The sequence below is a fragment of the Curvibacter sp. GW821-FHT09D12 genome, assembly GCF_059416245.1.
The window spans coordinates 149,497-170,262 of sequence record NZ_JBWKOU010000010.1 but is presented as its reverse complement, the minus strand read 5'-3'; the positions used below and the strand labels follow the sequence as shown (position 1 = coordinate 170,262).

At 67.2% G+C, this 20,766-nt stretch carries 20 protein-coding genes; 13 read left to right on the top strand and 7 right to left on the bottom strand.

Features of this window, described 5'->3' with window-relative positions; all coding sequences use genetic code 11:
• The first annotated feature begins 8 nt into the window (after positions 1-8).
• The 10 genes from AC07PT_RS17710 (at position 9) to AC07PT_RS17665 (ending at position 10,674) form a co-directional block, all read left to right on the top strand.
• Positions 9-1,175, top strand: a complete 1,167-nt coding sequence (locus tag AC07PT_RS17710; protein ID WP_494657531.1) for an acyl-CoA dehydrogenase family protein — start codon at positions 9-11, stop codon at positions 1,173-1,175.
• Positions 1,172-1,645, top strand: a complete 474-nt coding sequence (locus AC07PT_RS17705; protein WP_492346265.1) for a PaaI family thioesterase — start codon at positions 1,172-1,174, stop codon at positions 1,643-1,645. Before AC07PT_RS17710 ends, AC07PT_RS17705 begins: the two co-directional genes overlap by 4 nt.
• Before the next feature lie 27 nt (positions 1,646-1,672).
• Positions 1,673-2,653 (top strand): Bug family tripartite tricarboxylate transporter substrate binding protein, encoded by a 981-nt coding sequence (locus AC07PT_RS17700; protein WP_494657530.1) that lies wholly within the window; start codon positions 1,673-1,675, stop codon positions 2,651-2,653.
• A 6-nt stretch (positions 2,654-2,659) separates the two neighbouring features.
• The gene (locus AC07PT_RS17695; protein ID WP_494657529.1) at positions 2,660-4,180 is read left to right on the top strand and encodes a class I adenylate-forming enzyme family protein; all 1,521 of its coding nucleotides are present in this window, start codon (positions 2,660-2,662) and stop codon (positions 4,178-4,180) included.
• A 16-nt stretch (positions 4,181-4,196) separates the two neighbouring features.
• On the top strand, positions 4,197-5,216 hold the full coding sequence (locus AC07PT_RS17690) for a tripartite tricarboxylate transporter substrate binding protein (RefSeq protein WP_494657528.1): 1,020 nt from the start codon (positions 4,197-4,199) through the stop codon (positions 5,214-5,216).
• Between the two features lie 74 nt (positions 5,217-5,290).
• Positions 5,291-6,541, top strand: coding sequence for an ABC transporter substrate-binding protein (locus tag AC07PT_RS17685; RefSeq protein WP_492346269.1), 1,251 nt, complete (start codon positions 5,291-5,293; stop codon positions 6,539-6,541).
• Positions 6,538-7,668, top strand: a complete 1,131-nt coding sequence (locus tag AC07PT_RS17680; RefSeq protein ID WP_494657527.1) for a zinc-dependent alcohol dehydrogenase family protein — start codon at positions 6,538-6,540, stop codon at positions 7,666-7,668. Before AC07PT_RS17685 ends, AC07PT_RS17680 begins: the two co-directional genes overlap by 4 nt.
• A gap of 449 nt (positions 7,669-8,117) precedes the next feature.
• On the top strand, positions 8,118-8,420 hold the full coding sequence (locus tag AC07PT_RS17675) for a hypothetical protein (protein ID WP_494657526.1): 303 nt from the start codon (positions 8,118-8,120) through the stop codon (positions 8,418-8,420).
• The gene (locus tag AC07PT_RS17670) at positions 8,417-9,493 is read left to right on the top strand and encodes a Fic family protein (RefSeq protein WP_494657525.1); all 1,077 of its coding nucleotides are present in this window, start codon (positions 8,417-8,419) and stop codon (positions 9,491-9,493) included. Before AC07PT_RS17675 ends, AC07PT_RS17670 begins: the two co-directional genes overlap by 4 nt.
• 158 nt (positions 9,494-9,651) lie before the next feature.
• Complete coding sequence (locus AC07PT_RS17665; RefSeq protein WP_494657524.1) at positions 9,652-10,674, top strand: tRNA dihydrouridine synthase; 1,023 nt, start codon at positions 9,652-9,654, stop codon at positions 10,672-10,674.
• Between the two features lie 16 nt (positions 10,675-10,690).
• Here AC07PT_RS17665 and AC07PT_RS17660 read toward each other — a convergent pair whose 3' ends face one another.
• From AC07PT_RS17660 to AC07PT_RS17640, 5 genes are all read right to left on the bottom strand, one after another.
• Positions 10,691-11,416, bottom strand: coding sequence for an SOS response-associated peptidase (locus tag AC07PT_RS17660; RefSeq protein ID WP_492346274.1), 726 nt, complete (start codon positions 11,414-11,416; stop codon positions 10,691-10,693).
• A gap of 42 nt (positions 11,417-11,458) precedes the next feature.
• A complete protein-coding gene (locus AC07PT_RS17655; RefSeq protein WP_494657523.1) occupies positions 11,459-12,814 on the bottom strand; it encodes a sensor histidine kinase in 1,356 nt (451 codons plus the stop codon).
• Positions 12,807-13,529: a response regulator transcription factor gene (locus AC07PT_RS17650; RefSeq protein WP_492346276.1), complete on the bottom strand. Its 723-nt coding sequence runs from the start codon at positions 13,527-13,529 to the stop codon at positions 12,807-12,809. Before AC07PT_RS17650 ends, AC07PT_RS17655 begins: the two co-directional genes overlap by 8 nt.
• 39 nt (positions 13,530-13,568) lie before the next feature.
• A complete protein-coding gene (locus AC07PT_RS17645) occupies positions 13,569-14,063 on the bottom strand; it encodes a Spy/CpxP family protein refolding chaperone (protein ID WP_494657522.1) in 495 nt (164 codons plus the stop codon).
• Positions 14,064-14,194: 131 nt separating this feature from the next.
• Positions 14,195-14,449, bottom strand: coding sequence for a CDGSH iron-sulfur domain-containing protein (locus AC07PT_RS17640; RefSeq protein WP_494657521.1), 255 nt, complete (start codon positions 14,447-14,449; stop codon positions 14,195-14,197).
• A gap of 600 nt (positions 14,450-15,049) precedes the next feature.
• Between AC07PT_RS17640 and AC07PT_RS17635 the strand changes: the two genes are divergently transcribed.
• Positions 15,050-15,952, top strand: coding sequence for a LysR family transcriptional regulator (locus AC07PT_RS17635; protein WP_494657520.1), 903 nt, complete (start codon positions 15,050-15,052; stop codon positions 15,950-15,952).
• Positions 15,953-15,960: 8 nt separating this feature from the next.
• Here the strand turns inward: AC07PT_RS17635 and AC07PT_RS17630 are convergent, their stop codons facing one another.
• Positions 15,961-17,169 carry a multidrug effflux MFS transporter gene (locus AC07PT_RS17630; protein WP_494657519.1) on the bottom strand — a complete coding sequence of 403 codons (1,209 nt, stop codon included), beginning with the start codon at positions 17,167-17,169 and terminating at the stop codon, positions 15,961-15,963.
• 140 nt (positions 17,170-17,309) lie between these two features.
• Positions 17,310-18,203, bottom strand: a complete 894-nt coding sequence (locus AC07PT_RS17625; RefSeq protein WP_494657518.1) for a LysR family transcriptional regulator — start codon at positions 18,201-18,203, stop codon at positions 17,310-17,312.
• A gap of 142 nt (positions 18,204-18,345) precedes the next feature.
• Here AC07PT_RS17625 and AC07PT_RS17620 point away from each other — a divergent pair, with 142 nt between their 5' ends.
• Both AC07PT_RS17620 and AC07PT_RS17615 read left to right on the top strand, forming a co-directional pair.
• Positions 18,346-19,233, top strand: coding sequence for an HTD2 family dehydratase (locus tag AC07PT_RS17620; protein WP_494657516.1), 888 nt, complete (start codon positions 18,346-18,348; stop codon positions 19,231-19,233).
• A 52-nt stretch (positions 19,234-19,285) separates the two neighbouring features.
• Positions 19,286-20,449 carry an acyl-CoA dehydrogenase family protein gene (locus AC07PT_RS17615; RefSeq protein ID WP_494657515.1) on the top strand — a complete coding sequence of 388 codons (1,164 nt, stop codon included), beginning with the start codon at positions 19,286-19,288 and terminating at the stop codon, positions 20,447-20,449.
• The last annotated feature ends 317 nt before the right edge of the window (positions 20,450-20,766 follow it).

Genomic DNA, 20,766 nt, shown 5'->3' with positions numbered 1-20,766 from the left:
ACCACCCCATGATCCGAGACCCCCAAACCTTTCAGGCCCTGCTGGATTCCGTCACCCGCTTCACCCGTGAACGCCTGGTGCCGGCCGAGAACGAAGTGGCCGAAACCGATGCCATCCCCGCCGCCATCGTGCAGGAGATGCGCGAGATGGGCCTGTTCGGCCTGACCATCCCCGAGGCCTATGGCGGCCTGGAGCTGACCATGGAGGAAGAGGTGAGTGTGCTCTTCGAGCTGTGCCAGACCTCGCCCGCCTTCCGCTCGGTGATCGGCACCACCGTGGGCATCGGCTCGCAGGGCATCCTGATGGACGGCACGCCCGAGCAGCAGGCCGAGTACCTGCCGCGCCTGGCCACCGGCGAGCTGATGGCCTCGTTTGCGTTGACCGAGCCCGATGCCGGCAGCGATGCCGCCTCGCTGCGCACCACCGCGATCAAAGGGGTGGACAGCGAGGGCGAGCACTACCTCGTCAACGGCAGCAAGCGCTACATCACCAACGCCCCGCAGGCCGGCATCTTCACGCTGATGGCGCGTACCAACCCGGCCGACAAGGGCGCGGGCGGGGTGTCGGCCTTCATCGTCGATGCCCACTCGCCGGGCATCAGCCTGGGCAAGATCGATCGCAAGATGGGCCAGAAAGGTGCCCACACCTGCGATGTGATCTTTGACAACGTGCGCGTGCCGGCCCGACAGCTGATCGGCGGGGTGGAGGGGCGGGGCTTCAAGACCGCCATGAAGGTGCTCGACAAGGGCCGCATCCACCTGGCGGCCGTGTGCGTGGGCGTGGCCCGGCGCATCCTGGCCGATGCCCTGCGCTACGCGGTCGAGCGCCAGCAGTTCGGCCAGCCGATCGCCGAGTTCCAACTGGTGCAGGCCATGCTGGCCGACAGCCAGACCGAGTTGTATGCCGCCGAGTGCATGGTGATCGACGCGGCGCGCCGCCGCGATGAAGGCCGCAACGTGTCCACCGAGGCCGCCTGCTGCAAGCTGTTTGCCAGCGAGATGTGTGGCCGCGTGGCCGACCGCGCGGTGCAGATCCTGGGCGGGGCCGGTTACCTGGCCGAGTACGGCATCGAGCGCTTCTACCGCGACGTGCGCCTGTTCCGCCTGTACGAGGGCACCAGCCAGATCCAGCAGATCGTGATCGCCCGCAACATGGTGCGCGAGGCCCGCGCATGAAGTCCGGGCTGGCTGAGCGCTCTGGCCCGGGCGACACCGGCCCGCAGCCCGGCAGCCCCGAGGCGGCCATCGACATCGCCACCGACACCCGCGCGTTGTTCGCCCGGGTGGCGTTCAACCACCTGCTGGGCCTGCAGCGCGAGTTCGCCGAGGGTGGGGTGGCCCGGCTGTCGCTTGATCTGCGCCCCGAGCTGACCAACAACTTCGGGGTGGTGCATGGCGGCGTGCTGATGTCGCTGATGGACAGCGCCATGTCGAGTGCAGCGCTTTCGGCCACGGGCTTTCAGAAGGCGGTGGTCACGATCGACATGAGCACCAGCTTTCATCGCCCTGGCCGGGGCCGGCTGCTGGCCCACGCCACTTGCCAAGGCGGGGGGCGCTCGGTGTGCTTCTGCGAGGCCCGGGTGGAAGACGCCAGCGGCCAGGTGGTGGCCCGCGCCATGGGCACCTTCCGCTACGTGCGGGTCTGAATTCAAGAAATACAACGGAGACAAGACATGCCGACATTCTTCTCAAGGTCGCGGCGCTGGCTGCTGGCGCTGGGCAGCCTGAGCCCCCTGTTGCTGAGCACGCCAGTGCAGGCACAGGGCGGTGGGCAGCCCATCCGCCTGGTGGTGGGCTATGCGGCGGGCGGCCCGGTGGACGCCACGGCGCGGCTGTTCGCGCCCGCGTTGTCCAAAGAGCTGGGCCAGCCCGTGGTGGTAGAAAACCGCCCCGGCGCCGCCGGCAGCATGGGCGGCGATGCCGTGGCCAAGGCGGCCCCGAACGGGCTGCTGCTGTACTTTGGCGCCAGCCCCACGCTGACCATCAGCCCGCACATCCTCAAGTCCATGCCCTTTGACGTGAGCAGGGACCTGATGGCCATCGCACCCCTGGTGAGCTACACCAACGTGCTGGTGATCAACAAGGACCAGCCCTTCAAGACCTTGCCCGAACTGGTGGCCTACGCCCGGGCCCATCCGGGCAAGCTGGCTTATGGTTCGGCCGGCATGGGGGCGTCGAACCACCTCAGCGGCGAGCTGTTCGCCCTGCGCGCCGGCATCAAGCTGACCCACGTGCCCTACAAGGGCAATGCGCCCGCCATGACCGATGTGATCGGGGGCCAGCTCAGCATGATGTTCGACATCATCGGCAGCGCCCGCAACTACATCAGCACCCAGCGCGTGCGGCCGCTGGCCGTCACTTCGCGCGAGCGCAACCCCTCGCTGCCCGAGGTGCCCACCATGGTCGAGTCGGGCATCGCCGACTACGACGTGGGTGGCTGGTACGGCCTGTACGGCCCGGCCCGCATGGCGCCCGAGCTGGTGACCCGCCTCAATGAGGCCACCCGCCGGGCCCTGGCCCAGGACGAGCTCAAGGCCAAGCTGATCGAGCAGGGCTACGACCTGTGGACCGGCAACCCGCAGCTGCTGGCCGAGCGTGCGGCCCGCGATCTGGCCCTGTGGGGCACGGTGGCCAAGGGCATCCAGGTGGAATGAGTGGCCATGACGACACCCTCTCGACTTCATCACCTGTTTGACCAACGCCTGGCGGCCACGCCTGAGGCGGTGTTCCTGCACCTGCCCGACCACACGCTGAGCTATGCCCAACTGGGCACGATGGTGGACACCCTGCAGGCCGAGTTGCTGGCCCAGGGCGTACAGCCCGGCGACCGCGTGCTGGCGGTCGCCGAGAACTGCCCCGAGCACGTGGCCCTGGTGCTGGCCTGCAGCCGCGTGGGCGCCTGGTCCTGCGGCGTCAACGCCCGCATGGCGCGCGGCGAGATCGAGGCTTTTGTGGCCAAGGCCGATCCGCGGCTGGTCTACTTCACCCGCGAGGTGGGCAGCGCCGCCCGCGAGCACGGCGAGCACCTGGGCGCCCAGCCCTCGGCCCTGGCGGGCCTGAGCCGCACGCCCCGGCGCGACCAGGCCACCCCCGAACCGGCTCCGCTGGCCGAGCAGGTGGCGGCCATCATCTTCACCTCGGGCACCACCGGGGCGCCCAAGGGCGTGCTGGTGTCGCATGCCGGGCTGTTGCAGTTTGCCCGCGTGTCGGCCGAGTCGCGGGCCTTGACGCCGGCGGATCGTTCGTACGCCTGTGTGCCCATGACCCACATCTTCGGTCTGGGCACGGTGCTGGCGGCTTCGCTGCATGCGGGTGCCGCCCTGGTGATGCGCAGCCGCTTTGATCCGGCCGATGCCTTGCAGGCGCTGGCCTTGCACCAGGTGTCCAACCTGCAGGGCCCGCCGGCCCTGTTCACGCGGCTGCTCGCCTACCTCGACGAGCAGGGCCTGGTGGGCATGCCCCCATCGCCCGCGCTGCGCTATGTCTACACCGGGGCCGCACCGCTGGACCTGCCGCTGAAGAACGCGGTGCAGGACCGCTTTGGCCAGCCGCTGCACCACGGCTATGGCCTGTCGGAGTACGCGGGGGCGGCCTGCCTGGTGCGCCGAGGCCAGTGGCGCGAAGACACCGCCGCCGGCGTGCCGGTGGAAGGGGCCGAGTGCCGCATCGTGGACGACGCCGGGCGCGAGCTGCCGGCGGGCGAGACCGGCGAGATCTGGTTGCGCGGCGTGGGCCTGATGCCGGGTTATTTTCGCGACCCGGGGGCCACCGCCCAGGTGATGCGCGAGGGCGGCTGGTACGCCACCGGCGACCTGGGTCGCATCGGGCCTGACGGTGCGCTGCATGTGGTGGGGCGGCTCAAGGAGATGATCATCCGCTCGGGCTTCAATGTGTACCCGGGCGAGGTCGAGAACGTGCTCAACCAGCACCCCAGCGTGCAGCGCTCGGCCGTGGTGGGCCGCAAAGAGGCCGACGGCAACGAGACCGTGCTGGCCTTTGTCGAGACCGTGGGCGGGCAGCCCCTGAGCGAGGCCGACCACGCCGGTCTGCAGGCCTTGATCAAGGACCAACTGGCCCCCTACAAGCGCCCCGCCAGCATCACCGCCATCGAGGCCTTGCCGATGACGCACAGCGGCAAGGTGCTCAAGCGCGCCCTGCTGGACCAACCCGCCCCCGTCTGAACCCCAGGAGAACGCCATGTTCACCACCCTGCTTGAGCGCTCTACCGACCGCATCGCCCGCATCTCCCGCATCGACCGCCGCCAATGGCTGGCCACGGCCCTGGCGGGGCTGGCGCTACCGGCCTGGGCGCAAGCCCCGGCCTACCCGGCCCGCCCGGTGAAATTCATCGTGCCCTTTCCAGCCGGTGGCCCGGTGGACATCACAGGCCGGGCCCTGGCCCAGAAGCTGGCCGAACTCTGGGGCCAGCCCGCCGTGGTGGACAACCGCGCCGGCGCCGGTGGCATGGTGGGCGCCGAGCTGGCGGCCCGCGCTCCGGCCGATGGGCACAACCTGTTCGTCTGCAGCATCCACCACACCGTGCTGCCGGCGCTGAACCCCCGCATGAGCTACGACATCGAGCGCGACTTTGCCGCGGTCAGCTTTGCGGCGCGATTTCCGGTGGTGCTGGTGGTGCACCCCAGCCTGCCGGTCAAGAGCGTGGCCGAGCTGATCGCCCTTGACAAGGCCCGCCCCGGCACGCTGGCCTTTGCCTCGGCCGGCAATGGCGGCGGCACCCACCTGGCGGGCGAGCTGTTCAACATGCTGGCCGGTACCAAGCTGCAGCACGTTCCCTACAAGGGCAGTGCCCCCGCCATGACCGACCTGCTGGGCAACCAGGTGCCCATCATGTTCAGCGATGCCCCCACCGCGCTGCCCCAGATCCGTGCCGGCAAGGTGCGCGCCCTGGCCGTGGCCAGCGTGCAGCGTTCCAGCCTGTTGCCCGAGTTGCCCACCGTGGCCGAGACCGGCCTGCCGGGTTACGAGGCCTATTCCTGGGCCGGCGTGCTGACCCCAGCCGCCACCCCGCGCGAGCTGGTCACCCGCCTGAGTGCCGACATCGGTCGCGCCCTGGCCCAGCCCGAGGTGCGCCAGCGCCTGCAGGACGCCGGCGCCGAGCCCGCCCCCGGCAGCCCCGAGGCCTTCGCCCAGCTGCTGCACGCCGAGCGCCTGAAGTGGGCCCAGGTGGTGAAGGCCGCGAACATCCGCATGGATTGAAGTTGACGTGATCCAGGGCCCCGCAGAGGGCCTTTTTGTTGTGCACAACGCTGAAACCAAGAAGGAGACAAACCATGAACCCCTGTGTGAAAGCCCGCTGTTTGCGACGGCGCGCGCCGATCTGGCTGGCCTTGGCCGCCGCCTTGTGCGGTGCCGGCCTGAGCGCCCCCGCAGCAGCGCAGAAGCTGTCGGACGACAAGGTGCGCATCGGCGTGCTGTCCGACATGTCGGGCCTGTATGCCGATACTGCCGGCAAGGGCTCGCTGGAGGCGGCCCGCATGGCAGTCGAAGACTTTGGTGGCCAGGTGCTGGGCAAGCCCATCGAGGTGATCGGTGGCGACCACCAGAACAAGGCCGACATCGGTGCCTCGCTGGCCCGGGCCTGGTACGACCGCGAGGGGGTTGATGCCATCGTCGATGTGAACAACTCGGCCGTGGCCGTGGCGGTGGGCAACCTGGCCCGCGAGCGCAACAAGATGCTGTTGCTGACCGGCACGGCCTCGGTGGCCATGACCAACGAGAACTGCGGCCCCACCAGCATCCACTATGTGTACGACACCTATGCCCTGGTCAACGGGGCGGCGCAGGGCATGCTGGCCAAGGGGGCCCGCAGCTGGTTTGTGATCGGCACCGACTACGCCTTTGGCAAAGCCATGGCAGGCAACATCACCGAGTTTGTGACGGCCAGCGGCGGCAAGGTGGTGGGCAGCGTGTTCCATCCGCTCAATGCCAGCGATTTCTCGTCGTTCGTGCTGCAGGCCCAGGCCTCCAAGGCCGACGCCATTGCCCTGGCCAATGCCACCAGTGACACGGTCAACGCCATCAAGGCCACGCGCGAATTCGGCCTGAGCAAAAGCCAGGCCGTGGTGCCCTTGCTGATGTTCATCAACGATGTGCATTCGCTGGGTTTGAAAGAAGCCCAGGACATGACCTTTGCCACCGGCTTCTACTGGGACCGCACACCCGAGACCCGGGCCTGGTCGCGGCGCTATTTCGAGCGCATGAAGAAGATGCCCTCGATGATCCAGGCCGGCACCTACTCGGCCGTGACCAGCTACCTCAAGGCCATCCAGGCCGCTGGCGGCGATGAAGGCCTGAGCGTGGCTCGCAAGATGCAGGCCCTGCCCATCAACGACTTCTTTGCCCAGGGCGGTCGGGTGCGCGTCGATGGCCGCATGGTGCACGACATGTACCTGGTGCAAGTCAAGAAGCCGGCCGAATCCCAGATGCCCTGGGATTACTACAAGGTGCTGGCCACCCTCCCGGGCGAGCAGGCCTTCCAGCCGCTGTCCAAGTCCAAGTGCTCTCTGGTGAAGAACCCATGAAAACCCGTGCTGCTGTCCTCACGCGCATCGGCGCGCCGGCCCCTTATGCCGAAAGCCGTCCCCTGGAAGTCACCGAGGTCGACCTGGCCCCGCCCGGCCCGGGCGAAGTGCTGGTGCGCGTGGTGGCCGCCGGCCTGTGCCACTCTGACCTGTCCATCATCAACGGGGACCGCCCGCGCCGCACCCCCATCGTGTTGGGGCACGAGGCCGCTGGCGTGGTCGAGGCCCTGGGCGAGGGCGTGACCGACCTGGTGCCCGGTGACCACGTGATCCTGGTCTTTGTGCCCAGTTGCGGCCACTGTGCTCCCTGTTCGGAGGGGCGCCCCGTGCTGTGCGAGCCCGCGGGCGCCGCCAATGTGGCGGGCACGCTGCTGGGCGGCGAGCGCCGCCTGTCCTGGCAAGGCCAGCCCATGGACCACTTTGTGGGCGTGTCGGCCTTTGCCCAGCATGCGGTGCTGTCGCGCCGCGGCGTGCAGAAGATCGACCGCGAGCTGCCGCTGGAGATCGCGGCCCTGTTCGGCTGTGCCGTCATGACCGGGGTGGGCGCGGTGGTCAACACCTCGCAGGTGCGCCCCGGCCAGAGCGTGGCCGTGATCGGCCTGGGCGGCGTGGGCCTGTCGGCCGTGATGGGCGCCCTGGCCGCCGGCGCAGGCCGGGTGGTGGCCGTGGACTTGGCCGACGACAAACTGGCCTTTGCCCGCCGCCTGGGCGCCACCGACGTCGTCAATGCCGGCGCCGACAACGCGGTGGAGCAACTGCGCGAGCTGACCGGCGGCGGCGTGGACCACGCCCTGGAGATGGTGGGCTCGGCCCGTGCCCTCGAGTTGGCTTACCGCGTGACCCGCCGCGGCGGCACCACCGTGACCGTCGGCCTGCCCGCGTCCAGCCAGAACCTCAGCACCCCCGTGTGGCACCTGGTGGCCGAAGAGCGCACCCTCAAAGGCAGCTACCTGGGCAGTTGCGTGCCCCGGCGCGACATCGGCCGCTTCGTGGCCCTGTACCGCCAGGGCAAACTCCCGGTCGACCAGTTGCTCACCGGCCGCCTCAGCCTGGACCAGATCAACCTGGGCTTCGACCGCCTGGCCCGGGGCGAGGCGATCCGGCAGGTGATCATGATGGAGGGGTGAGGGCATGGAGGGCTTGGTCGAAGCCGCTGTGTGCCATGAAATCAAACGTCGTCAAACGCAGTGCGAATTCGCTCGTCGCGCGACGGCTGTGCTCGATAGAACGGTGACCGCGGGCTTTCAGGAGATCACCACCATGTTCACCGAACATCGTTCCTCCCTCGAATCCCTGGCCGCTTACGCCCTGTTGCCATCATTCCGGGGGGGGCCGTTGACACATCGGCGTCCATCGCGGAGCACCAGGCCCAGTCGACGGGCCTGCAGATCGAGCGCGGCAGCGCAAGGGCCCATCGCCTTGAGTTGGGCGTTCTGGACTTTGGCGGGCTGCGAGCTTTCCCCTTGGGCTTTTCAGCGGGGCGAGACCTAGGGTGCTGAAACTGCGCCAAAATCGCGCCACGTCCTCTCCCAGCCCGCTCACCCCTGCCGCCAATCGCAATGCCAAGGCAGATGCTTTGCTGCAAAGCATTCTGGCAGCGCCGCATGGCCTCGGTCTGGCCGATTTGCTGGTGTTGCATCCGCAATGGGCTCGGCGCTCGGCGCAGCGCGTTCTGAACAGCTGGCTTGCCCAGGGGCGCATTGCTGCTCAGGGCCAGGGGCGCGCTCGCCGTTACGGGGCGGGGCCTTCTGAAGGCCGGGGGGCGCTGATGGGGTTGGCAGGCCCTGACGGGGCCGTTGGCGAGCGCTTTTTGCGCGGCCTGGCACTGTCCGCAGACAGCCGCGATGTACGGGCCTATGTCGACCAGCCGCTTGAGTGACGCCGGCCGGTGGGCTACCAGCGCGATTTCCTGGAGTCGTACCAGCCCAACAAGAGTTGGTATTTGTCGGATTCGTTGTGTCGGATTCGTTGCGCCGTCAGTTGCATCAGATGGGGCGCACCTGGGCCGTTGCGGCCCCTGCCGGCACTTGCAGCCGCGCTATTTTGAATCGCTTGTTGATTGATCTGTCCTGGGCATCCAGCCACCTGGAGGGCAATACCTATTCCAGGTTGGATACCCGGGACTTGATCGAGCGTGGCAAGGTGGCCCAAGGCAAGGCGGCCATCGAGACGCAGATGATCCTGAATCACAAAACGGCGATCGAGATGCTGGTGAACAACGCTGACCAAGCGGCTTTGGATCGCTATACCTTGATGAACCTGCACAGTGCTCTGGCTGAAAATCTGTTGCCGAACCCAGCGGATGAAGGGCGCCTGCGCCGTCATGCGGTGGACATCAGTCAGAGCGTGTACCGCCCCCTGTCGACGCCGCAACTCATTGACGAAATGCTCGACGCCCTGCTGCACAAGGTGAACCAGATCGGTGACTCGTTCGAGCAGTCGTTTTTTCTGATGGTGCATTTGCCTTACCTTCAGCCCTTCGCCGACATCAACAAGCGCACATCACGCCTGGCAGCCAACCTGCCTTTGTTTCGGGCCAATCTTTGTCCCTTGACCTTTCTGGATGTGCCTGAACAGGCCTACAGCTGCGCGATGCTGGGCGTGTACGAAATGACCCGGATCGAATTGCTGCGTGATCTTTATGTATGGGTGTACGAGCGTTTCTGCCACGAATACCTGGCACTCAGGCAGGAACTGGCTGAACCTGACCCTCTGCGCTTGTCCTGGCGGGATTTCATCCGACAGATCCTCCGTGAGGTGGTGCAGAACCCAGACGAAGACCCCCTCAAAAGCATCCGAAAGGCGACTGCCCAGGCTGTTCCTGAGCCTGAGCGTGACAACGTGCAGGCCTTGCTGATTGAAGAGCTGAGACGCCTGCATGTGGGCGTGCTCGCTCGTTACGGCTTGCGACCTTCCGAATTCAACACTTGGCGGGCCGCACACCCAGACTGAAGCGGGGCTTTGGGCGAGTGCCGGGCCTCTGATCCGAAGTCGGCGAAAATCCCCCACCTTCCAGGCTTGGTCATTGATCGGCCTGGCCGCTGGAGCGGCGCTCTCTTCAGCGGCACGATCCCTTCCATCTTGTTCTTTTCTCTCTTCTCGTTTTTGCCATGGCTATTCTTCTGGCGCCCATGGAGGGCCTGCTCGATTGCGTGTTGCGCGATGTGCTGACCCGCGTGGGTGGGGTGGATCTGTGCGTGTCCGAGTTCATCCGGGTCACGGGCACGCTGCTGCCTGAGCGGGCTTTTAGGCGCATCGTGCCCGAGCTGGACAACGGCGGGCGCACGGCGGCGGGGGTGGCGGTGCGGGCGCAGTTGATGGGGTCGGATCCGCAGTGCCTGGCCGAGAACGCGGCGCGGCTGGCGGGGCTGGGACCGGCGGGGATCGACCTGAATTTTGGCTGCCCGGCCAAGGTGGTGAACCGGCATGGCGGCGGGGCGGCGCTGCTGCAAGACCCGGAGCTGCTGCACCGCATCGTGTCGGCGGTGCGGCGCGCGGTGCCGGCCGAGGTGCCGGTGTCGGCCAAGATGCGCCTGGGTTTTGACGACGACCAGGCGGCCGAGGACTGTGCCCGGGCGATTGCCGATGGCGGTGCCAACCAGTTGGTGGTGCATGGCCGCACCCGGGCCCAGGGCTACAAGCCGCCAGCGTATTGGGCGCGCATTGCCGATGTGCGCCGCGTGGTCAACATCCCGGTGGTGGCCAATGGCGAGATCTGGACGGTGGCCGATGCACAGCGCTGCCGCGCCGAATCGGGCTGCGACGATTTGATGCTGGGCCGGGGCATGGTGTCTGACCCCGGGCTGGCCTGGGACATTCTGGCGGCGGATGGCGCAACTGGGCAGGGCGAGGCCCCGCAGTGGGCCGATCTGCAGCCGCTGTTCCACCTGTTCTGGGCCCGTGTCAAGCTGCGGGTGGAGTCGCGCAACCGGGCGGGGCGGCTCAAGCAGTGGCTCAATTACCTGCGCCGGCGCTACCCCGAGGCCGAGCAGGCCTACCAGGGGCTGCGCTTGATCAATGATGCTCGCCTGGTCGAGGCCTGGATGGCCGAGCACCTGGCCGCCCCCCCTGAGCTGGTGCAGGCAGAACCGATGGCTGAGGGCGAGTTGATGGCCGAGGCCTGCCTGGGATAAGCCCAGGGCTGGGCGCCTATCGGGCTTTTTTGCCTTCGACCGGGTTGGCCAGCAGCGACTGGGCGGGGTAGGCGCGCATGAAATCGCGCGCCTTCTCGGGCGTGGTGTTGAGCCAGGCGTCGTAAGAGCCCTCGTTGAGGATCAGGGGCATGCGTTTTTCGGTGCCGTCGTGCTGGTAGCGCCGCATCAGCGCGTGGCTGTTGGCGTTCACGGTGAGCAGGGTGAAGCTGATGATCTCTTCGCCTTCGGCACCGGTCCAGCGCTCCCACAGGCCGGCCACGCCCAGGGGCTTGCCATCCACCCGGGCGATGCGGGTGGGCACGGGCTTGCCGCTGCGCAGATCGTCTTCAAAGAACGCCATCATGGGCACGATGCAGCGTTGCGAGGCCAGCCAGGCATCGCGAAACGGGGTGGAGGTGGTGAGGGTTTCTGAGCGTGCATTGACCAGCTTGACCGAGCGCAGCTTGGCGTCCGAAGCCGATTTGACCCAGGCCGGCACCAGGCCGAACTGGCCGACGGCGAGTTCGCGGCCTGCGAGGGGGGCGGGACAGGTGGCGGGGTCGGCGGCAGGATCGGCGACGGGGGCGGTCACGGCCTCGGACGGCATGCCGTCCGCTTTGCGGATGAAGGCGGCCAGCCGGCGCGGCACGATGTCGTTGCCGGGCAGGGGATCGGGGGCCGCGACGCGAAAGGCGTCGCTGTAAAGGCTGTCCTGGGTCAGGCTCTGGTAGTGGGTGGGCATGCTGCGATGCTAACCGCGGCCCGTGGCCCGCGATCCGTGCCTTCAGATCCGCTGCGGCAACGTCACACGCACTTCCAGCCCGGGGCCGGCATTGCGCACCTGCCACTCGCCACCGTGCGCCAGCGCTACCAGCCGGCACAGGTACAGGCCCAGGCCCACGCCGCCGCTGCTGCGCTCGCGGGCCGCATCGGGGCGGTAAAAGGGTTCGGCCAGGTGGGGCAGCACCTCGTCGGGCACGCCGGGGCCGAAGTCGCGCACGCTCAGTATCCAGTGGGGCCCGTCGGCCATCAGGGTGATCACGGGGGGGCGGGGCGCCTGGGTGCTGTGGCGCAGGGCGTTGTCCAGCAGATTGCGCACCAGCAGGCGCAGGCGGCTGGGGTCCAGGCTCAGCGGGGGCATGTGGGCTGGCAGTTGTCGCTCGACGGCGCCGGCGCCCTCCAACTGGCCGAGCACCTCGTCGATGAGCACAGGCAGGTTGGTGGGCTCCAGGTGCAGGGCGGCATGGCCCTGGCCCAGGCGTTCGCTTTCCAGCAGATCGCTGATCAGGTCGCGCATCAGGGCCAGGTCGCGGGTCAGGGCCTCGCGCAGGGGCTGGGCCTCGCCGCTGTCGGGCAGCAGCTCGGTGTTCAGGCGGGCCCGGGTCAGGGGGCTGCGCAGTTCGTGGCTGATGGCCAGCAACAGGCTGCGCTTGGCCTCCAGCATGCCGTGCAGGCTGTGTGCCATGGCGTTCACATCGGCCGCCAGGGCCGCCAGCTCGCGGTGGCCCCGCTGCGCAATGGGCCGGGCGAAGTCGCCCTGGCCGAAGCGTCGGGCGCCGGCGCGGATGTCGTCCAGCGGGCGCAGCAGGCGCCGCAGGTAGAGGTAGGTGCCGGCCGTCAGCAGCAGCAGCACCCCCAGCGTGAACCAGCCGATGCGACGGGGCTGGTACTGGCCGCGGTTCAGGTTCAGCCCGATCTCGATGTGGTGTCCGTCAGCGGTGTCGCGTTGCAGCAGGGGGGCGTCACCATCGCTTTCGGTGCTTGAGGGGCGCCGGCGCCATCCGTGTTCGGCATGGGGTGCCGGGTCGGAGACCCAATTCACCTGCGGTCCGCTGATGCGCAGCGTGATGGGCAGTCGGCGCACCAGGGCCTGGGCCTTGTCCACCTCGGGCGGGCTGCCCAGGTCGGCCACCAAGTGGTCCACGTAGTCCACCACCAGGGGGCGGGCCGCGTCGCGCCAGCCCAGGCTCATGGCGCGCTGCATGCCGCCGATGAAGGTCAGGGTCAGGGCCACGGCCAGCACCAGGAACAGCACGATCAGGCGCAGGCGCAATGAATGCCGCCACGAGTGCCGCAGCGCGTGGTGGGCGCGGTGCAGCCTGTGCAACTGATGCCGATGGTGGGGGCGGGTCTCAGGCATGGCTGGCCGGGGCATGGGGAATCAGCGGGGCCAGCCCCAGGGAGTAGCCCGCGTTGCGCACGGTCTTGATGCAGTCCAGCGGCTCCAGCTTCTTGCGCAGCCGGCTCACCACGATGTCGACCGCGCGGGTGTACAGCTCGGCCTCATGGCCGCGCAACTGGTTGAGGATGTCGTCCCGGCTGAAGACCTTGCCGGGCTCGCGCGCCAACAGGTGCAGCAGGTCAAACTCGGTGCTGGTCAGGTCCAGGGCCTGGCCGCTGCGCTGCACCTGGCGGGTCACGGGGTCGACCATCAGGCCATCAAACTGCAGGGGGCCGCCAGGGGCAGGATGGGCCGGGCGGGCCGGCTGGCGCCGGCGCAGCACGGTCTGCACCCGGGCCACCAGTTCGCGCGGCTCGAAGGGCTTGGGCAGGTAGTCGTCGGCGCCCAGCTCCAGGCCCACCACGCGGTCCATCACGTCACCACGGGCGGTCAGCATCAGGATGGGCAGGTCGCTGGTCTTGCGGATCTCTCGGCACAGGGCAAAGCCGTCCATCTCGGGCAACATCACGTCGAGGATGGCGGCGTCATAGCCCCCCACCGGCGGGTGGGCCAGGCGGGCCAGGCCCTCGCTGGGGCGCAAGGCCTGCTCCAGTTGCAATTCGAAGCGGGCAAAGTACGCCGCCAGGGGCGGCCCCAGGCCGGTGTCGTCGTCGATCAGCAGGATGCGTGGCATGGTGCGGATTGTGGCCGATGCGAGATCGTGAACAGATTCTCAACCGCCCCAGCGGTGGCCGTGGCGCTTCTGCATGAAGTCGCGCACCTTCTGTTGCTGCTCGGGGCGCAGGCTGTCGTAGAAATCACCGAAGGCGGCAATCACCTCAGGGCTCTGGTTGCGCACGATGTCGGTCTTGTCGTTGACCAAGGCCTGGGCGCGGCTGCGGTCAAACTTGTTGCCGGCCACCAGGGCCTGCAGTTCGGTGCGCGGGTCGGCACTGTTGCCCATCAGGGCCTTGCGCTGGGCGTGCAGCTTGTCGCCCAGGGCGCTCAGCAGCTGTTTCTGGGGGGCATCCAGATCGAGCTTGCTGGCGATGCGCTCGACCATCTTGCCGCGAAACTGGGCGGCATCGGTCTCGCTCATGGGCCCCATGCCCATGCGGGGGCCGTCGCCCATGTGGCCGCAGGCACTGAGGCTGCCGGCCAGCAGGGTGGCGCCCAGGGCACCGAACAGAACACGTTTGTTGAGGAAGCGGAGGCGGATGAATCGCATGGCAGGCCCTTTCAAGGACAGAGGTTGAAGAACATGTCCTGAATGGTGCCGCCGGGGGGCGGCCGGGTCCTGTCGCTGCGGTTTCGGTTTGTTTCGTTTTATGTCAGGAGCGGGCTCGAGGCTGCCCTTGCTCAGGCGCCCCTGGCGTCGTAGTGAAGCCCCTTGTGGCTGCCATCGCAATAAGGTGGGTAGGCCGAGCGCCCACAAAAGCACAAACGCAGAGGATTGGGGCCGTCGGGCTCCGGCTCGTCTGTGCGGGCTTCGACAGCCTGGGGCTGTGCTGGCACGAAAGGTGTTTGAGGCCGCGCTGACAGAAGGCCCTGTGGGGGCAAGGTCTCGCCGTTCGGGCTGCGTTGCTGGAAGTGGCTGAGGCGCTGATATCGCATGGCTCTTTTTCGAAAGACTGGGGCTGGACCGAGGGGGATGTGTTGGTGTTCCAACTTGTAAAAATCAACCAGCATCAAAGAACACGCTGTTGCTGGTCGAGCCGCGTGTGATTTGTGATGAGTGGCTTTTTGGCTGGGGTGCTTTGGTCGGCCTTAGCCGATTGGCGCCATGGATTGACCGCCGGGGAGTGGGGGATAGGTCACCCAACTCGCACTTGGTAACGGATTGCCCGTGCAGCCTTTCCGTTCGCAATAAAAAATGGGCCGATTGACGGAGCCAATGCCGCTTATCCATTCCGTAAATGGAGCTAACGGCCTTTGGGTGGTTTGTGTCATTGGCTGGCAACAGCCTGCCGACAGGCAGGCTGTTGAGGGGGCGGGCAGGCGCTTTTGCCCTGTTCTGAGAGCCAGCAGCCAAGCGCCAGCGGTGTAGCGATTGCTTGCCTTATTTATCACTTTATGTGCTCTGGATGTGTTTGGGCGGGGGCAGTGCACAGGGACTCGTGGGCGGGTGGATTCGTCAAAGGCGCTCATCGTAGGCAAGACCCTTTGCCTTCGGAAGAGACATATTTCAGATGGACTTGATCTGCTTTTTTGCCAATGCTCGATACCCTGAACCTGGACCAATTGCGGGTGCTGGTGGCCATCGCCGAACGAGGCAGTTTCTCGGCTGCAGCGCGGCACCTGCGCCGCGCGCAGTCGGCCATCAGCCACGCCATCCAGAACCTGGAGCAAGCCTTGGGTTTGCCTTTGTTCGACCGCAGCGGCTGGAAACCCGCCTTCACCGACGATGGTCGCCGCCTGCTGCACGAAGCGCGTGCCGTGCTGGCCCAGGCCGAGCAGTTGAAAGCACGGGCGCGTAGCCTGCGCGAAGGTCACCCGACCACACTCGGGCTGGTGGCGGACGCCATGGTTCCCATTGCTTGGCTGGCCGCGGGTGTGACGGCTTTTCAGCAGGCCTGGCCAGGGGTTCAGTTGTCGTTGCGCACCGAACTCTCGGGGGCCGTGTTGGGCAAGGTGCTTGACGGCAGCCATGGTGTGGGTCTGCTGCTTGGTTTCCCGGGGCCGCAGCCAGGTTTGCAGTGGCTGAATCTGGGCCAGTTGCCCATCGTGCCGGTGGCGGTGCGCGGCCACCCGTTGTCAGGGCGGTCAGGGCTTGGGGTGGCGGACCTGCGCGATCACACCCAGGTCGTGCTGGGCGATGCCGCCACGGGCGGCGGCCAAGAGGGTCACCTGCTCACGGTGCATGCTGCGAGGCCTTTGCTGACATCGGATCTGCGCACCCTGCGAGCCCTGTTGCTGGACGGGGCAGGTTGGGGGTTTGTGCCGCGTCATGCCGTGCAACAGGCCTTGGATGCCGGGCATCTTGTGACGCTGGACTTGGCGGACGCTACCTTGGGCAAGCCCTGCCTGCCACTGCAATTGGTGCAGCCCCGCGATGGGCCGACGAACCCCGCGGCGGCGTGGTGGCAAGGCCGCACCCTGGGCCTGGCCACTGACTGAAGCGCCGATCAGCCCTGCTGAGGTCGGCTGGCCGGGTCATGCCGACCCGCCAGCGTGACCAGCGAAAACGCCAGCGCCATCAGGGCCGAGCCCGCGATGCCCGCCACCATGGGGCGGGCCGTGCCGTCGACAAACAGGCCCACCACGGCCATCACCGTGGCGCCGGCCACGAACTGCAGGGTGCCCATCAGGGCCGAGGCGGTGCCGGCCAGGGCGCCGTGTTCCTCCAGGGCCAGCACGGCGGTGGTGGGCACCACCAGGCCCAGAAAGCCGTAGCCCAGCAGCAGCATGGCAATCATCAGGGCCAGGCTGTCAAAGCCCAGCAGGTTCAGGCCCAGCAAGGCGGCCATGGTCAGGGCATAGCCCAGCACCGCCACACGCACCAAAGGCACCAGCCCGAAGCGCCGGGTGAGCTGACCGGTGAACTGCGAGACGCCGATGAATGAGGCCGCGTTCACGGCAAAGGCGATGCTGTACTGGCGCGGGCTCAGGCCGTAGTGGTCGATCAGCACGAAGGACGAGTTGGCCAGGTAGGCAAAAAAGCTCGAAATGCCAAAAGCCCCGATCATCACCAGGCCCATGAAGTGGCGGTCGCGCAGCAACAGGCCATAGGCGCGCAGGGCACCGCCCACGCTGCTGTCGGCGCGTTGCTCGGGCAGCCGGGTTTCAGGCAGGCTGCTGGCCAGCAAGCCCAGGCCGGCCAGGGCGGCCACCGTCACGGCCCAGAACACGCCGCGCCAGCCGGCCCATTCGATGATCAGGCTGCCGCTCAGGGGCGCCAGGATGGGTGACACGCTGAACACCAGCATCAGCAGCGACATCAGCCGGGCGGCATCGTGGCCGGTGTGCAGGTCGCGCACCACGGCACGTGGCACCACCATGCCGGCACAGGCACCCAGGCCCTGCACAAAGCGCAGGGCGATCAGGCTGTGGATGTCGGGGGCGAGCGCGCAGCCCACGCTGCCCAGCGCAAACAGGGCCAGGCCAAAGTACAGCGGTGGCTTGCGCCCCACCATGTCGGACACCGGGCCATAAATGATCTGGCCGATGCCCAGCGAGATGAAGAAGGCCATCAGGCTGGCCTGCACCGCACCCATCGAGGCGCCCAGGCTTTGGCCGATGGAGGGCAGGGCCGGCAGGTACATGTCGATGGCGAAAGGCCCGATCGCCGAAAGCAGACCGAGCACCAGCGCGGTCTTGAAAAAGTTGGATTTCATGGAGAAGGCGCAGGCCCGGTCGGCAGGTTGCGGCTACCGTTCATGCGCTGATGGAGAAAAGGAGCGCCAGCATAGCCAATGCGACCACGGGGTGCCGATGAATTGGGGGTTAACCCTTGGCTGGGCTGGAAATCGACCGTTCAACCCTTGTAATGCGCCACCAGTGTGTCTACCAAGGCTTGGGCGTAGGGGGGCAGGGCGGTCTGGTCGCGCACCAGCACATAGCGTTCGCGCACGGCCCAGGCGTCGGTCAGCTCAATCAGGGCCAGTTTCATGGCCTGCTGGTTGCGCCGCGCCGCGCTCACCGGCACCACCCCGATGCCCACGCCGGCTCCGATCATGCGGCACATGGCGTCAAAACTGGCCAGTTGGATGCGCAGGCGCAGCGGCTTGCCCAGGCGCTCGGTCACCTGGGCCAGAAAAGCCTGGATGGTGCTGCCGCGCTGCATGCCCACGGCGTCTTCGTCGAGGGTTTCTGCAAAGGCGATGCTTTTGCGCCGTGCAAAACGGTGTCCGCGTGCCGTCACCAGCACCAGGCGGTCGGTGCTGAAATGGATGGCCTGTAGCCCCAGGGTGTCGATCTGCCCGGCCACGATGCCCAGATCGGCCCGCCCGTCGAGCACGCCGCGGGCAATCTCAGCATTCGGTTTTTCCTGAAGGTCCACGTTGATGCGCGGGTTGGCGGCCAGAAACGGCGGCAGGATCTCGGGCATGAAGTCGGTCACCGCCGTGGTGTTGGCCAACACCCGCAGGTGGCCGCGCAGGCCGCCTGTGTATTCCTGCAGGTCCAGGCGCAGTTGCTCGGTCTGGCGCAGCACGCCGCGGGCGTGGTGCAAGAAGGCCTCGCCGGCCGGTGTCAGACGAACGCCCCGGGCTTCGCGGTAAAACAGGGGCAGGCCGGCATGCGCTTCCAGCGCCTTGATGCGGGCACTGGCCGCGGCCAGTGACAGGTGCTGTGTGGCGGCGGCACGGGTCAGGTTGAGCGCCTCGGCCGTCTGCACGTAAAGGCGCAGGTCGGTCAGGTCGAACTGCATGACCGCATGCTAGCCCAAACGGCGCTGTCGGGCGCCAGCCTCAGGCAAAACCGAAGGCTTGGTCTTGAAATCAATGATTGCGCGTGCGCCTGGCTGGGCCGACGATGCGGGCTGTCTGTTTCATCCTTCCAGCCACCGATCCATGAGCGAACACTCTCTCCGCAACGTCGACGCCAGCCTGCTGGCCCACCTGCAGACCTGGCAGGGTCGCACCGAAACCCTGCACGACAGCCTGAGCGCCGCGCCCGTCAGCGGTCTGTCGGCCACGCTGGACCGCGACGACCCGGCGCCGCAGCCCGGCACGCCCCTGCCGCCGCTGTGGCACTGGCTTTATTTTCTGCCCCAGGTGCGGCAAAGCGGGCTGGGGCCGGATGGTCACCCTGAGCGCGGCGGCTTTCTGCCCCCGGTGCCCTTGCCCCGCCGCATGTGGGCCGGTGGCCGGCTTCGTTGGGAAGAGGGCAACCCCCTGCAGGTGGGGCAGGCGGTGCGGCGCGTGTCGCGCATCGAGTCGGTCACGCACAAGGCCGGCCGCACCGGCGATCTGGTGTTTGTGCTGGTCAAGCACGAAGTGCACAACGACCTGGGTCTGGCCCTGACCGAAGAACATGACATCGTCTACCGCGCCGCCGCCCAGCCCGGTGACCCGGTACCGGCCCCGGTGGCGGCCGAAACCGGCGCCCCCTGGCAGCGCGAGATCGTGCCCGACGATGTGCTGCTGTTCCGCTACTCGGCGCTCACCTTCAACGGCCACCGCATCCATTACGACCGTCGCTACGTGACCGGGGTGGAAGGCTACCCGGGCCTGATCGTGCATGGCCCGCTGATCGCCACCTTGCTGGTCGATCTGGTGCGTCGCCAGCAGCCTGGGGCCCGTTTCAAGCGTTTCGCCTTCAAGGCCGTGCGCCCCACCTTCGACCTGAACCCCTTTGCCGTCAATGGCCGGCCTGAGGCCGATGGCAAGACCGTGCGCCTGTGGGCCAACGACCACGAGGGCTGGCTGACCCTACAGGCCACGGCCGAATTGTTCTGAGCCGCGTCACGCCACGCCACGCCTGCCCGACACCCTTCCAACAAGAGACACCATGATCAAGCAAGCTCCCGACCAGTACCAGGAAATCCGTGACGCAGTGCGCGCCCTGTGCGCTGAGTTCCCTGACGAATACCACCGCCAGATCGACCACGATCGCGCCTACCCCGAAGCCTTTGTCGATGCCCTGACGAAGGCCGGCTGGTTGGCCGCTCTGATCCCGGCCGAGTATGGCGGCTCGGGCCTGGGTCTGGCCGAGGCCTCGGTGATCATGGAAGAGATCAACCGAAGCGGCGGCAACTCGGGCGCGTGCCACGGCCAGATGTACAACATGGGCACGCTGCTGCGCCATGGCTCGAAGGCGCAGAAAGAGCTGTACCTGCCCAAGATCGCCAGCGGCGAGTGGCGCCTGCAGTCGATGGGGGTGACCGAGCCCACCACGGGCACCGACACCACCAAGATCAAGACCTCGGCCGTCAAGAAGGGCGACCGTTATGTGGTCAACGGTCAGAAGGTCTGGATCAGCCGGGTGCAGCACAGCGAGTGGATGATTCTGCTGGCCCGCACCACGCCGCTGGCCGAGGTGAGCAAGAAGAGCGAGGGCATGTCGATCTTCATGGTCGACCTGCGCGAGGCCGAGAAAAAAGGCATGACCGTGCGGCCGATCCAGAACATGGTCAACCACGAGACCAATGAGCTGTTCTTCGACAACCTGGAGATCCCGGCCGAGAACCTGATCGGCGAAGAAGGCAAGGGCTTCAAGTACATCCTCGATGGCCTCAATGCCGAGCGCACGCTGATTGCGGCCGAATGCATCGGCGACGGCTACTGGTTCCTCGACCGCGTGACGAAGTACGTCAGCGAGCGCGTGGTCTTCGGCCGCCCCATCGGTCAGAACCAGGGCGTGCAGTTTCCGATTGCCGACGCCTACATCGAGGTGGAAGCGGCCAACCTGATGCGCTACAAGGCCTGCGAGCTGTTCGACGCCAACCAGCCCTGTGGCGCGCAGGCCAACATGGCCAAATATTTGGCGGCCAAGGCCAGTTGGGAGGCTGCCAATGCCTGCATCCAGTTCCATGGGGGCTTTGGCTTTGCCCACGAGTACGACGTGGAGCGCAAGTTTCGGGAGACGCGGCTGTATCAGGTGGCGCCGATTTCGACGAATTTGATTTATTCGTATGTGGCGGAGCATTTGCTCGGGTTGCCGAGGTCGTTTTGAGCTTGCTGCTCTTGGCGCTGATCATGCATCGGTTGCTGGCTTCAGGGCGTGTGCCGAGATGGCGGGCCGATGGCGGCGTAACCATGGCGGTCTGCTTTGTCCATTCGATCAAGGCTTTGTTTCGCCGCTGCGCTCCTTCTGCTGCGTGCCTTGTTTCAGGGCGGAGGCCGGGGGTTCGTCCCGGCGGCCGAGGCACTTCTCTTTGCTTCGCCAAAGAAAAGTACCCAAAAGAAAGGCGACCCGACGTGCACGCCCTGCTGCGCAGGGTCCGCTGCGCTGCTCAACTTGGGCGGGGTCTCGCTAAACTCGCTGCGCTC

What these genes read in the sequence shown, in the direction of transcription:
- AC07PT_RS17710 (WP_494657531.1), top strand. Translation starts at nt 9, where the DNA reads ATGATCCGAGACCCCCAAACCTTTCAGGCCCTGCTGGATTCCGTCACC.
- AC07PT_RS17705 (WP_492346265.1), top strand. Translation starts at nt 1,172, where the DNA reads ATGAAGTCCGGGCTGGCTGAGCGCTCTGGCCCGGGCGACACCGGCCCG.
- AC07PT_RS17700 (WP_494657530.1), top strand. Translation starts at nt 1,673, where the DNA reads ATGCCGACATTCTTCTCAAGGTCGCGGCGCTGGCTGCTGGCGCTGGGC.
- AC07PT_RS17695 (WP_494657529.1), top strand. Translation starts at nt 2,660, where the DNA reads ATGACGACACCCTCTCGACTTCATCACCTGTTTGACCAACGCCTGGCG.
- AC07PT_RS17690 (WP_494657528.1), top strand. Translation starts at nt 4,197, where the DNA reads ATGTTCACCACCCTGCTTGAGCGCTCTACCGACCGCATCGCCCGCATC.
- AC07PT_RS17685 (WP_492346269.1), top strand. Translation starts at nt 5,291, where the DNA reads ATGAACCCCTGTGTGAAAGCCCGCTGTTTGCGACGGCGCGCGCCGATC.
- AC07PT_RS17680 (WP_494657527.1), top strand. Translation starts at nt 6,538, where the DNA reads ATGAAAACCCGTGCTGCTGTCCTCACGCGCATCGGCGCGCCGGCCCCT.
- AC07PT_RS17665 (WP_494657524.1), top strand. Translation starts at nt 9,652, where the DNA reads ATGGCTATTCTTCTGGCGCCCATGGAGGGCCTGCTCGATTGCGTGTTG.
- AC07PT_RS17660 (WP_492346274.1), bottom strand. Translation starts at nt 11,416, where the DNA reads ATGCCCACCCACTACCAGAGCCTGACCCAGGACAGCCTTTACAGCGAC.
- AC07PT_RS17655 (WP_494657523.1), bottom strand. Translation starts at nt 12,814, where the DNA reads ATGCCTGAGACCCGCCCCCACCATCGGCATCAGTTGCACAGGCTGCAC.
- AC07PT_RS17650 (WP_492346276.1), bottom strand. Translation starts at nt 13,529, where the DNA reads ATGCCACGCATCCTGCTGATCGACGACGACACCGGCCTGGGGCCGCCC.
- AC07PT_RS17645 (WP_494657522.1), bottom strand. Translation starts at nt 14,063, where the DNA reads ATGCGATTCATCCGCCTCCGCTTCCTCAACAAACGTGTTCTGTTCGGT.
- AC07PT_RS17640 (WP_494657521.1), bottom strand. Translation starts at nt 14,449, where the DNA reads ATGCGATATCAGCGCCTCAGCCACTTCCAGCAACGCAGCCCGAACGGC.
- AC07PT_RS17635 (WP_494657520.1), top strand. Translation starts at nt 15,050, where the DNA reads ATGCTCGATACCCTGAACCTGGACCAATTGCGGGTGCTGGTGGCCATC.
- AC07PT_RS17630 (WP_494657519.1), bottom strand. Translation starts at nt 17,169, where the DNA reads ATGAAATCCAACTTTTTCAAGACCGCGCTGGTGCTCGGTCTGCTTTCG.
- AC07PT_RS17625 (WP_494657518.1), bottom strand. Translation starts at nt 18,203, where the DNA reads ATGCAGTTCGACCTGACCGACCTGCGCCTTTACGTGCAGACGGCCGAG.
- AC07PT_RS17620 (WP_494657516.1), top strand. Translation starts at nt 18,346, where the DNA reads ATGAGCGAACACTCTCTCCGCAACGTCGACGCCAGCCTGCTGGCCCAC.
- AC07PT_RS17615 (WP_494657515.1), top strand. Translation starts at nt 19,286, where the DNA reads ATGATCAAGCAAGCTCCCGACCAGTACCAGGAAATCCGTGACGCAGTG.